Origin of the sequence: Amycolatopsis sp. lyj-108 (assembly GCF_046549005.1) — a bacterium.
GTDB lineage: Bacteria > Actinomycetota > Actinomycetes > Mycobacteriales > Pseudonocardiaceae > Amycolatopsis.
Genome location: NZ_JAJPWQ010000002.1, coordinates 1,076,998 through 1,088,816 on the forward strand (window position 1 = coordinate 1,076,998; position 11,819 = coordinate 1,088,816).

Annotated in this window: 12 protein-coding genes; 7 read left to right on the top strand and 5 right to left on the bottom strand. The window is 64.2% G+C overall.

Annotated features, from left to right (window positions below; translation table 11 throughout):
• Positions 1–16 precede the first annotated feature (16 nt).
• The 4 genes from ACLJO0_RS11570 (at position 17) to ACLJO0_RS11585 (ending at position 4,116) form a co-directional block, all read left to right on the top strand.
• Positions 17–1,111 (top strand): ABC transporter ATP-binding protein, encoded by a 1,095-nt coding sequence (locus tag ACLJO0_RS11570; RefSeq protein ID WP_410578244.1) that lies wholly within the window; start codon positions 17–19, stop codon positions 1,109–1,111.
• Between the two features lie 27 nt (positions 1,112–1,138).
• Positions 1,139–2,344 (top strand): ABC transporter substrate-binding protein, encoded by a 1,206-nt coding sequence (locus ACLJO0_RS11575; protein WP_410578144.1) that lies wholly within the window; start codon positions 1,139–1,141, stop codon positions 2,342–2,344.
• Between the two features lie 71 nt (positions 2,345–2,415).
• On the top strand, positions 2,416–3,300 hold the full coding sequence (locus ACLJO0_RS11580; RefSeq protein WP_410578146.1) for an ABC transporter permease: 885 nt from the start codon (positions 2,416–2,418) through the stop codon (positions 3,298–3,300).
• A gap of 9 nt (positions 3,301–3,309) precedes the next feature.
• Positions 3,310–4,116, top strand: coding sequence for an ABC transporter permease (locus ACLJO0_RS11585; RefSeq protein WP_125796707.1), 807 nt, complete (start codon positions 3,310–3,312; stop codon positions 4,114–4,116).
• A 54-nt stretch (positions 4,117–4,170) separates the two neighbouring features.
• Here ACLJO0_RS11585 and ACLJO0_RS11590 read toward each other — a convergent pair whose 3' ends face one another.
• Positions 4,171–5,778 (bottom strand): hypothetical protein, encoded by a 1,608-nt coding sequence (locus ACLJO0_RS11590; RefSeq protein WP_410578148.1) that lies wholly within the window; start codon positions 5,776–5,778, stop codon positions 4,171–4,173.
• Between the two features lie 174 nt (positions 5,779–5,952).
• Here ACLJO0_RS11590 and ACLJO0_RS11595 point away from each other — a divergent pair, with 174 nt between their 5' ends.
• Positions 5,953–6,567 carry a DUF6928 family protein gene (locus tag ACLJO0_RS11595; protein WP_410578150.1) on the top strand — a complete coding sequence of 205 codons (615 nt, stop codon included), beginning with the start codon at positions 5,953–5,955 and terminating at the stop codon, positions 6,565–6,567.
• Positions 6,568–6,974: 407 nt separating this feature from the next.
• On the opposite strand, the gene ACLJO0_RS11600 is transcribed toward ACLJO0_RS11595, so the two are convergent.
• Positions 6,975–7,319 carry a helix-turn-helix domain-containing protein gene (locus ACLJO0_RS11600; RefSeq protein ID WP_410578152.1) on the bottom strand — a complete coding sequence of 115 codons (345 nt, stop codon included), beginning with the start codon at positions 7,317–7,319 and terminating at the stop codon, positions 6,975–6,977.
• Positions 7,320–7,508: 189 nt separating this feature from the next.
• On the opposite strand from ACLJO0_RS11600, the gene ACLJO0_RS11605 reads away from it, so the two are divergent.
• Together ACLJO0_RS11605 and ACLJO0_RS11610 are read left to right on the top strand one after the other, a co-directional pair.
• A complete protein-coding gene (locus ACLJO0_RS11605) occupies positions 7,509–7,685 on the top strand; it encodes a hypothetical protein (RefSeq protein WP_410578246.1) in 177 nt (58 codons plus the stop codon).
• A 347-nt stretch (positions 7,686–8,032) separates the two neighbouring features.
• Positions 8,033–8,374, top strand: coding sequence for a hypothetical protein (locus ACLJO0_RS11610; RefSeq protein ID WP_410578153.1), 342 nt, complete (start codon positions 8,033–8,035; stop codon positions 8,372–8,374).
• A gap of 122 nt (positions 8,375–8,496) precedes the next feature.
• Here the strand turns inward: ACLJO0_RS11610 and pip are convergent, their stop codons facing one another.
• The 3 genes from pip to panB form a co-directional block, all read right to left on the bottom strand.
• A complete protein-coding gene (gene pip / locus ACLJO0_RS11615) occupies positions 8,497–9,456 on the bottom strand; it encodes a prolyl aminopeptidase (protein ID WP_410578155.1) in 960 nt (319 codons plus the stop codon).
• A gap of 89 nt (positions 9,457–9,545) precedes the next feature.
• Positions 9,546–10,520 carry a hypothetical protein gene (locus ACLJO0_RS11620; RefSeq protein WP_410578157.1) on the bottom strand — a complete coding sequence of 325 codons (975 nt, stop codon included), beginning with the start codon at positions 10,518–10,520 and terminating at the stop codon, positions 9,546–9,548.
• Positions 10,521–10,926: 406 nt separating this feature from the next.
• Positions 10,927–11,802 carry a 3-methyl-2-oxobutanoate hydroxymethyltransferase gene (gene panB, locus ACLJO0_RS11625; protein ID WP_125796712.1) on the bottom strand — a complete coding sequence of 292 codons (876 nt, stop codon included), beginning with the start codon at positions 11,800–11,802 and terminating at the stop codon, positions 10,927–10,929.
• Positions 11,803–11,819 lie beyond the last annotated feature (17 nt).

Consider the following 11,819-nt stretch of genomic DNA (forward strand, 5'->3'; position numbering starts at 1 on the left):
CACCGAAAGGCACGCCATGCCTCATCAAGCGCCAACGACCGCCGCGGGGGAGCAAGGGACCTTTGCTATCACTTCCGCAGGTGGAGGCGACGTTCCGGCCATCCGGCTGCGCGGGCTGCGCAAGGAGTTCGGCCAGGTCCACGCGGTCGACGGCGTCGACCTCGACATCCCGCCAGGCGAGTTCTTCTCGATGCTCGGCCCGTCCGGCTCCGGCAAGACGACCGTGCTCCGCATGATCGCCGGCTTCGAGCTGCCGACCGCGGGCAAGATCGAACTGCACGGCCGCGACGTCAGCCGCCTCGCGCCCTTCGACCGCGACGTCAACACCGTCTTCCAGGACTACGCGCTCTTCCCGCACATGACCGTGCAGCAGAACGTCGAGTACGGCCTCCGGGTGAAGCGCGTCCCCCGCGCGGAGCGCCGTCAACGCGCGAAGGAGGCTCTCGACACCGTCCGGCTCGGCGAGTTCGGCGAGCGCAAACCCGACCAGCTCTCCGGCGGCCAGCGGCAGCGCGTCGCGCTCGCCAGGGCACTGGTCAACCGGCCGAAGGTGCTCCTGCTCGACGAACCACTCGGCGCCCTCGACCTGAAACTGCGCCACACCATGCAGACCGAGCTGAAACAGATCCAGCGCGACGTCGGCATCACCTTCATCTTCGTCACCCACGACCAGGACGAGGCGTTGACGATGAGCGACCGCATCGCGGTGTTCAACGCCGGCCGCATCGAACAGGTCGGCTCACCGGTCGAGGTCTACGAGCGGCCCGCGTCGCCGTTCGTCGCCGGCTTCGTCGGCACCTCGAACCTGCTCAGCGGTGGCGGCGCCGAGAACATCATCGGCAAACCCGGTGTGTTCAGCATCCGCCCCGAAAAGATCCGCATCGACGCCGATCTCTCGAAATCCGCGAACGTCGGCGAGACCAGCGCCACCGGCACCGTCACCAACACCGTCTACGCCGGCGCGACCGTGCGCTACGAGGTCACTCTCGACGCCGGCGGCCAGCTCTCCGTGGTCTGGCAGAACACCGCCGAACCCGCGGACTTCGAGGGCGGCCGCGTCCGCCTGAGCTGGCGGCACGAACACAGCTTCCGTGTCCCCGAAGCCGGTTAGTTCTCCCCAGCACCGAAAGGTTGTTCAATGAAGAACAGGAAACTCGCGCTCGCCGGCCTGCTCGGCGCCGGCCTGCTCGTGGCCGCCTGCGGAACGTCCGGATCCAGTTCGACCGCGGCCGCGCCCGGCGGGCAGGGCTTCACCCCGCCGAAGCTCGACGCGCTCGCGCAGCTCGGCCAGCCGGAAGGCCAGGTCAACGTGCTGGCCTGGCCCGGATACGCGGAGAACGGCTCCAACGACCCGGCGGTCGACTGGGTCACCGGCTTCGAAAAGGAGACCGGCTGCAAGGTCAACGTCAAGGCGTTCGGTACCTCCGACGAGGCCGTGAGCCTGATGAAGACCGGACAGTACGACGTCATCTCCGCCTCCGGTGACGCTTCGCTGCGGCTCATCGCGTCCGGAGACGTCGAACCGGTGAACACCGCGCTCGTGCCGAACTACGCCGACGTCTTCGACTTCCTCAAGAACCGCCCGTGGAACAGCGTCAACAACGTCTCCTACGGCGTGCCGCACGGCTGGGGCGCGAACCTGCTCACCTGGCGCACCGACAAGGTGACCCCGGCGCCGACGTCGTGGTCCGTCATGTTCGACGCGAACAGCCCGTACAAGGGCAAGATCACCGCCTACGATTCGCCGATCTACATCGCCGACGCCGCGCTGTACCTGCAGACGCACAAACCCGAACTCGGCATCAAGAACCCGTACGCCTTGGACGACAAGCAGTTCCAGGCCGCCGTCGACCTGCTCAAGCAGCAGCGCCCGATGGTCGCGGAGTACTGGTCGGACTACCTGAAGGAGAGCCAGGCGCTCAAGAGCGGCGACGCCGTCGTCGGCACCGCCTGGCAGGTGACGGTGAACCTGACCAAGAGCGAGGGCGCGCCGGTCGAATCCGTGCTGCCGTCCGAAGGCGCGACCGGCTGGTCGGACACCTGGATGGTGTCGGCGAAGTCGCCGCACAAGACGTGCTCCTACAAGTGGCTGAACCACATCGTCAGCCCGAAGGCCAACGCGCAGGTGGCCGAGTACTTCGGTGAATCGCCCTCGAACCCCAAGGCGTGCGCCGAAACCAAGAACAAGGCGCACTGCGAAACCTTCCATGCCGGTGACGCCGCGTACGCCGCGAAGATCTCGTACTGGACTACGCCGATCGCGCAGTGCCTCGACGGTCGCACCGACGTCAAGTGCAAGGACTACGGCGAGTGGACCCGCGCCTGGACCGAGATCAAGGGCTGACTCCCGAACTCCGGGAGCGGCCGGTGGACCCCCACGCCGGCCGCTCCCGGTCCCATTCCTAGGTGGAAAAAATGACGACCACCCTCGATTCGCCGCGGCGGAAGACGTCCGCCTTCCTGTACCGCAAACCCAGGCTACGACTGGGAATCCTGCTCTCCGCGCCGATGCTGTGGCTCGGCCTCGCCTACCTCGGCGCGCTGGGCGCGTTGTTCGTGACCGCGTTCTGGAGCACCGACGTCTTCACCGGCCAGGTCGTGACCGAGTGGTCGCTGAACAACTTCGTCACCCTCTTCAGTGACGCGGTGTACCGCACGATCACCCTCCGGACGGTCGGGATCGCCGCGCTGGTCACCGTTGTGACCGCGATCATCGCCTTCCCGATGGCGTTCTACATGGCCAAATTCGCCTCGCCGAGGGCGCGACGGCTCCTGGTGATCGCCGTCATGACGCCGCTGTGGGCGAGCTACCTGGTGAAGGCCTACGCGTGGCGGACCATGTTGTCCGGCAACGGTGTCCTGCACTGGCTGCTGAACCCGTTCGGCCTCGACACCCCCGGCTACGGCGTGCTCGCGACCGTGATCACTCTTTCGTACCTGTGGCTGCCGTACATGATCCTGCCGATCTACGCGGGCCTGGAACGGCTGCCGAACTCCCTGGTGGACGCCTCTGGTGACCTCGGCGCCCGGCCGTTCCGGACCTTCCGCTCGGTGGTGCTGCCGGTGACGTTCCCGGCCGTGGTCGCCGGCTCGATCTTCACGTTCTCGTTGTCGCTGGGCGACTACATCGCGGTGAAGATCGTCGGCGGCACGTCGCAGATGCTCGGCAACGTCGTCTACGACAACATCGGCGCGGCCAACAACCTGCCGTTCGCGGCGACCGTCGCGACCGTGCCCGTGGTGATCATGCTCGTCTACCTCGCCGCCGTGCGTCGCACGGGCGCGCTGGACAACCTGTAGGAGCGCGCGATGCGGCTTTCCCGGACGACCAAATACCTGCTGCTGTCGGCGCTCGTGCTCGGCCTCGCGGTGATCTACTTCCCGCTGCTGGTGGTCCTGCTCAACTCCTTCAACGCGGACACCACCTTCGGCTGGCCGCCGTCGAGCTTCACCCTCGAATGGTGGGGCCGGGCCGCGGAGAACCAGGGCGCGCTGAACGCGTTGTGGACGAGTGTCCGAGCAGGACTCGCGGCCACCGCGATCGCCTTGGTGCTAGGCACGATGGCGGCCTTCGCGCTGCAGAAGTACCGCTTCTTCGGCCGCAACCAGGTGTCGCTGCTGATCATCCTGCCGATCGCTCTGCCCGGCATCGTCACCGGTATCGCGCTGAACAACGCCTTCCGCACGATCCTCGGCATCGACCTCGGCCTGTTCACCGCGATCGTCGCGCACGCGACGTTCTGCATCGTGGTGGTGTTCAACAACGTCGTCGCGCGCCTGCGGCGAATGGGCGGCAACCTCGAAGAGGCGTCGATGGACCTCGGCGCCGACGGCCTCACGACTTTCCGCCTGGTGACCTTCCCGATGCTGCGGTCGGCCCTCCTGGCAGGCGGCCTGCTGGCGTTCGCGCTGTCGTTCGACGAAATCATCGTCACGACGTTCACCCTCGGGACCGGACTGGAAACCCTGCCGATCTGGATCCTGAACAACCTGTTCCGGCCCAACCAGGCACCGATCGTGAACGTCGTGGCGGCCGTCCTGATCCTGGCCTCGACCGTGCCGGTCTATCTGGCGCAACGGCTTTCCGGCGACACGACCTCCGGCGGACGGCTGTAGACAGCGAAACGCCGGTGCGGCCTTCGCGGGCCGCACCGGCGTTTTCGAATTCACTCAGTACCGACGGTCTTCGATCGCTCCTGTCGCTCCGTTGTAGGTGATGTAGCCGAACTGGAAGTCGCTGCGCTTACCGGTCGGGATGTTGTACTCACCACTGGTCGGGAAGCCGAGATACGAGGTTTCCCAGCCGAGGTCCCGCCAGCGAAGACGGATCATCCCCTTGACCTCCCAGGCGACGTTCGTTCCCGCCCGCCAGTAGATCGAGTGATCGAAGCCGCCCTGGCGGAAGTGGTTGTACTTACCCCTACTGCCCGGCGTCCAGGTCTCGTCGGTGGTCGGATAGCCGACACCGGTTTGCCAGCCGGTCGCCGCGAAACGGTCGCGGATATATCCATGCACCTCGAAGGCATCGGTCGATGGTGACCAGTAGATCGAACCGTTCCCGCTGAAGTGGGTGTACCGGCCGACACCGTCCGACGTGGCCACCTCGTCGGTGGTCGGATAGCCGAAGAACACCTCCCAGCCCAACGAACGCCACTTCTGCCAGATCCGGCCCATCACGTAGTGCGCGCCGGTCGCCGCGGTCCAGTAGATCGAAGCGTTGTTGTTGTTGAAGTGGTTGACGCGCCCGATGCCGTCCGGCGTGGTCAGCTGGTCGGTGGTCGGGAAACCGAGCGGCCCGGCTTCGCCGTTGACCGTCTGCCACTTCGCGCGAATCTCGCCATGGATGGCCATGGCACCGATGCTGGAGTTCCAGTAGATCGATGCGTCACCGGTGAGCGGACCACCCACGAAGTCGTTGTAGCGGCCGTTGCCCGCCCTGGCCACGAGTTCGTCGGTCTTCGGCGACCCCAGATAGGAATGAGCGCCGAGCGTGACGTACTTGGTCAGGATCTCGCCGGCGACGGCTTTGACGCCGTGCTGCTCCGTCCAATACAGACGACCGGAAGCGTACTGCTGCCAATGGCCGTCGCCCTCGATGAGTTCCAGTCCCACCGGAGCGCCCATCAGCGTCCGGATGGGAGCCTCGTCCGCGTAGCGCTTCTGGATCGGGGTCTGGTACTCGGCGCGGAGGGTGAGTCCCGCGACGGGCATCTGGACTTGACGGACCGGCTCGATGCTCTGGTTGTCCGGCCACTTGACGAAGTTCGCCGCGTCCAGGGATTTGGGAGGAGCGGAGATCTGGACGGAGGAGTTCACGGTCACCAGCCGGTTGGTGCTCTCGTTCCCCCCGATCTGGACCCGCGCCGGACGGCTGCCGGCGACGGCCAACCGAGCAGTCCGTGGGTTGACGGTGTACCGCTGACTCGTGATCACGCCTCGGCTGTTCTCCGCCGTCGCGGTGACCACGACACGGGTGTCGGTTTCGTTCGGGAAGCCGAACGAGAAGGTCGGGCCCGTGCCAGTGCGCAGCGTGGTGTATTCGCAGGTGTTGTTCTGGGGACAGCGCATCCGGTCGGCTCGCCACTTCACGGTCAGCGGTCCATCGGTGGGGTCCTCGGCCGAAGAAACACCCACGGAGACTGTTTCGCCGCCGGAATAGACGGTGTTCGGGTCAGGAGCCGCGAGCGAGATCGTAGGGGTGGCTTCACCGGGAACGAAGGTCTGGCTGGTGTTCGTCACCGCACCGTGCGCGTCGCTCACCGTGAGACCGACCGTCACCGGGTCGCCGGTCGAGGGGCATGGAGGTGCGGAGCTAAACACGAGCAGGGTTCCAGGGCTTACCAAGGGAGCGAAGGTAAGGATGAACGTCGAGGTTGACCTGTGGGAATGCCCGGCTTGTTCTCCGTCGTAAGGTGTGGGCCCGTCGTCCGCAATGAGGAGATGATCTAGCAGGTGGGGTCGAAATCGGCGATCTTGGTTCTTTCCGACGTGGAGCCGGCGGCAATACTTCGCGATATTTCAGGGAAAGGGCAGGCGGAGTCGAAGGCGCTCGCAGAAAGGATTGCAGGGAGTGTTTCATCGGATGCCCGGTTGCTGCCGCTCGATCTGGCGGTTTGGCCTGAGCCGGGGGTTGTGTGTGTGTCCAGTGTTGCCGGGCTTCAAGTTATCTGCTCCCGTGGATTCATAACGCGAACCCCGAGCGAATTGACTCGACTGGTCGGTGAGCTGGCGCCTGATAAGAAGGGCTATGCGGTGCTCATGGATAGCGCAGAAGACTGGACCGCTTTCGCGGTCTGGTCGGATGGCAGGCTGCAAAGATCCCTGAGTGTCGACCCGGAGTATGGCGTAGTGGAGGAGTTGGGGGATCGGCTCAATTTTGAGGGTCCTTTTTGGGAGGGCGTACATTCTGTTCAGGAGAGTGCGGGCTATCCCCTTCCTTTTCATCCCATCGATCTTGGGAACAAGGCAATGCGAGAATTTTTTGGATTTATTCTCGAAGGGCGAGAAGATGTCCATAGTTTTGATCCCGAAGATGTGGAAATCTGGGCGTTCAGATTCGCCGACTAAGAGTCGTCAGCTTATCGAGGCTCATGAATCAGAAGAATGGCTTTCTGGTGTAACGATCGGAATGCCCTTATGGTCGTGCGGGTATAGCTGACAGACGGTTTAGTCGCCGTGCTGTTGTCCGTGTCGGTGCGGTGTTGTGGATTCGCCGGCTCGGGTGACGCAGGCGTTCAAGGTGGATGTGCAGGCCGCTGGCCGGGTCTTCGACTTTTCAAGAGGTAGGTGGTGGGGGCGGGGCTGTTGGTTGGGTGCTGGAGGTCGTAGAAGCAGGTGTGTCGTGGTCCGGCTCGGTTGAGGAAGTGGTGGATGATGTTGGCGGGATCGAGAGGTCGACCAGTCGGCGTGGCGGAGATGAGGCCGCTGTCCTGCCAGGCTGACTCAATGGCTTCGCGCTCCTGGGCCTGCTGCTCCTAGTGCTTCAGGTTGCGACCAACGGCAATCAATCGCCGAAGTTGTTCAGATGAAAGCGAGCTTGCGATAGAAACTAGCTTGCCGATTTCTTCTGAATTGTGGTAGGGCTTGGCGGCGCTTGAGGAGTGTCCTGTTGTAAGTCCGGCAATTACAAGCAAGTCAGCCTCGGAAATGTTCAATACTGGTGCGATATCCCTTAGTGTTTCCGGTGATGGTGGAATAGCTCCATTGAGTAATTGAAGAATTGTTGACTCGGCTCGCGCTGAGGCTCGGCTGACAGTCCGGGGTGACAATTTTCGGTTGTTCATCAGGCCCTGCAGGATGTCGGCAAACCGTTGAGTCATTCTTGCATCTTACTGAGAAGGTCACTTACGTGGTGTGTTTGTGGCTTGGAGGGCGAGGAAGGTCGGAGTCCTCTCGGGGTCCAACGACGGGGCGTTCTGCGGTTCGGGTGGTGAACTGATGCCCGTTCGCATGTGGGTAGGCGGACGTTGGTGGAGACCGGTGATCGTCGGGATGCGACGGTCACGGGGATGCGGTCGTGGTCGGAGGTGCGGCGGGTCTACAACCTGACCGTCGATGGTGACCACACGTACTTCGTTGCCGCAGGTCAGACACCGGTCCTTACGCCTAACTGTGACAAGAAGCTTGACTTCGTGCGCGGGACGACATCAACACACGCGGACAACACATTGACGCCAATGGTCTGAGCGGTCAGGTAGCGCGGGCGAACGCCCATGGAGGCTTCGGTCCTCATTCAACTGCGACCTTGCGGCGTGCACTGACAGCCTGCCCTCACTCCAATTCCCGGTGCAAGATTCTCCTGTGCGGGAATTCGCGCTGGAGGACGGTCGCTGCTATCCGGGATGTGCTGAGACTACGTGTCTCATCAAAGCCGAGGTGCTGCCGAAACCCGGGGAGGCGAGTTCGAGTGGTGGTGAAGGCGAGAGGCTTGAATCCTCCACCAGTGGCGCACATGGCACTCCTGTCAGTCCGTGCGCGTTAGTCTGTCAGCCTGGACTGGATCGCCAGGGAATCAGTTGCCGAGGGAAATGATGTGAACAGGAAGCATCTTTGTATAAATCGTTTCGGCTTTGCCGAATACGAAGAAATGATTGAACTCTCTCGCCGAGTGAACATTTTCGATCTGGTCGAGGTGTTGGGTTCAATTGTGGAATTCGTCTTCTCGGAAGAAATCGATTTTCTTGATTCGATGACAGGCGAGGCTCAAGCGAACTTCGTGGTCCCTTTGGGAATGTCTGCGAAGATGCTGTCGAGCGGAGAGTATTCGGCGATGGAGTTTGTCTCGGCTGCTAGCACTGTGAGGTTTTGCGCCGAACCGCACATGGCAGAGTTCCCGGACGAACTCGCGCAGCTGTTGTCTCGATTGCCTAGATAATGAGGGCACGACGAAGGCTTCGCCGGCTGGACTGGCGGAGCCTTCGTCGTGCCGTGACGCTTGCGGGAGTTCCAGGTTCCGCTGCCTGGCGGGCGCAGACGACTTCGGCTCAGGAGACCTGATCACGTCGACCGGAAAGAATCCGTCGCCTCCCGCAGCGCCGCCAGCATTCCTGGATCCGTCACCGCGTGCCCCGCCGCCTCCACCAGTTCCAGCTTCGAGTCCGGCCAAGCCCGGTGCAGCTCGTAGGCAGTCGCTGGCGGGCACACCGCGTCGTACCGTCCCTGGACGATCACGCCTGGAATTCCGGCAAGTTTCCCGGCCTCCCGGATCAGCTGCCCATCCTCAAGCCAAGCCCCATGGCAGAAGTAGTGCAACGCCAGCCGAGCGAACGTGACAGCGAAGTCCGGCGACGCGTACTGGTTGTGGAAGGCCGGATCCGGGCGCAGGCAGACGATTGCGCCTTCCCACGTGCTCCAGGCGACGGCGGCACGCTCCCGGATCGCCTGATCGGGGTGATAGACGAGTTCGCGGTACGCCGACAGCGGGTCGTCGCGGCGGTCTTCGGGGATCGGCGCGAGGAAGGCTTCCCACTCGCGGGGGAAGAGGTTCGCGGCGCCGCCGTTGTAGATCCAGTCGAGCTCGCTGCCGCGGACCGTGAAAACGCCGCGCAGGATGATCTCGCTGACGCGGCTCGGGTGCGTTTCGGCGTAGGCGAGGGCGAGGGTCGCGCCCCACGAGCCGCCGAAGAGCTGCCACTGGTCGAGATTCAGCCGTTCGCGCAGTTTTTCCATGTCCGAGACGAGGTGCCAGAGGGTGTTGACCGACAGGTCGACGTCCGGCTTGCCGATATGCGGCGTGCTGCGGCCGGCGCCGCGCTGGTCGAACAGGATGATCCGGTAGGCCTCGGGGTCGAAATGCCGCCGGGCCATGGAGGAGATGCCGCTACCAGGGCCTCCGTGCAGGACGACCACGGGTTTGCCGTCCGGGTTCCCGGCTTCTTGGCAGTAGATCCGGTGCCCGTCGCCGACGTCGAGCATGCCCTCGGCGCGCACATGGATCGGCGGGTACAGGTCATCCATAAGAACACTCTGCCTGAATCGGCGAGTGTCCGAAGGGTGGGGGCCCGCCCCCGCCGCCGGGCTGAGCGGGCCCCCGGTCTTCGGTCGCGTCAGCAGCCCGCCGTGGCGGCCACGTTCGCGAATCCCTTCCCGGCTCCGGTCACCTTGTTGCTCGCGCAGACCTTGTTCCCCGTCGCGGCCTTCACGAGATAGAAGCCGTACGCGTAGGAGGACCGCACGTCCGCGGTATTGCCGGAGAAGGTATTGCCGCGGCCCCAGCCGTCCAGCTGGACATGGACCTCGAAGCCGCCGTAGGTCGCGTCGTGCACGAAGACCCTCCTGCCCCGGTTGTCCGCGACCACGTAGTTGTTGCCCTTCATGTCCACCCAGCTGTCGGCGAAGTGCTCGCCGCTCTGCCCGGTCCCGTCGAAGACGTTGCCGCGCAGTTCGCCGCCGGTGGTGCCTTCCTTGATGTCGATCGACTCGGCCCGCACGTTCGGGCCGATCTTGTTGTTCAGCGCCTTGTTGCGGTCGCTCCGGTCGGGCGTCCCGCCCGGCCAGTTGCCCTTCGCGGAACCGAAGTAGATGCCTTCGCCGTAGCCCGCGTACTCGCGGCCGGTGTCGGTCACCTCGGAGTTCTTCACGACGTTGTCGGTGCTCGTGTACTGGAAATGGATGCCTTCGTGGCCGACACCGGTGACCTTGATGCCATCGACGACGGTGTTCTTGACGCCCGTCGCCATCAGACCCTTCTGGCCACCGGTGAGGGTGAAGCCGGTCAGGTTCCAGTAGCTGCCGGTCAGTTCGAGCGTGCGCCCGGCCGAGGCCTTGATGACCGCGCTTCGCGGACCCTTCAGCGTGATGCGGCTGCTGGACGTGCCGCTCTTCGCCGCCTTGAAGTTGCCCGTGAAAGTCGTGTCGCCCGCGAGTTCGATGACGGTGCCTGGAGTGACCGAAGCGAGCGCCGCCGTCAGCTGCTCCGAAGTCCCTACGCGGACCGTCGCGGCCTGTGCGGGGTACGCCGCCAGCGTCGACAGCAAGGCGGCACCGGTCGCGATGGCCAGAACCCGCTCACGAACACGCATCGTGGTCCTCCTCGTCGAGGGATCGAAGCTCGGTCGTGGCGGCGACGGGCTAGACGTTAAGCCTCTTTACGAATGTGCGTCAAGGACATGATTGAAGTTCATATACGTGAACAACTAAAGGAGGGTCGTGGTGCACGGCCCACCCGAAAAGAGAGCAAGGGACCTTTGCTATCGCGCCCGCTCAGTGGGCGGGGGTGTGTGGATATAGGGACGTTGAGTGTCCCTATATCCACACACCCTGCACTCCGCGTAGCGGTGCTGACTGACTGTGTGGATTTTGGTGCGTTAGATGACTCAAAATCCACACAGTCGCCGCCGAGGAGAGCAAGGGACCTTTGCTATCGCCCGTCCTCGGCAGGAGTGATAGCAAAGGTCCCTTGCTCTCTTTTCGCAGGTCAGAGGCGGGTCAGTCGTGGAACGAGTGCTCCGGAGCGGGGAACTCGCCCCGTCGGACGTCCTCCGCGAACGCGGACGCGGCCCCGGCCAGCACGCCGGCGAGGTCCGCGTACTTCTTCACGAAGCGAGGGGTCTTGCCGCGTCGAAGCCCGGCCATGTCCTGCCAGACGAGCACCTGCGCGTCGCAGTCCGGCCCGGCGCCGATGCCGACGGTCGGGATCTTCAGTTCGTGCGTGATCCGCTTTGCCGCTTCGGCGGGCACCATCTCCATGACGACCGCGAAGGCGCCGGCCTCCTCCAGGGCCAGCGCGTCGGCGAGCAGCGCTTCGGCCGCTTCGCCGCGTCCTTGGACCCGGTAGCCGCCCAGATTGTGTTCACTCTGCGGCGTGAATCCGATATGTCCCATGACGGGGACACCGGCCGACGTCAGTGCCTCGACGTGCGGAGCGAATTTCCGCCCGCCTTCGAGTTTCACCGCGTGCGCGCGGCCTTCCTTCATGAACCGCACCGACGTCTCCAGCGCCTGCTGCGGCGAAAGCTGGTACGAGCCGAACGGCAGATCGGCGACGACCAGCGCCCGCTTCACCGACCGGGTCACCGCGCGGACCAGCGGAAGCAGTTCCTCCACGGTCACCGGAAGCGAAGTGTCGTAACCGAAGACGTTGTTCGCCGCGGAATCCCCGACCAGCAGCACGGGAATGCCCACTTCGTCGAACAGCGCGGCGGTGTACATGTCGTAGGCGGTGAGCATCGGCCAGGTTTCGCCGCGCTCCTTCATGTCGCGAAGGTGATGTACGCGGACTTTCTTCCCAGACGCGGGCTGGGGCGCCGCGCCGGTCCCGTACGGGGCGGCGAGTTCGCCGGAATCCTTTTCGGTGGCAGACATCCTTGTCGACCGTCCTT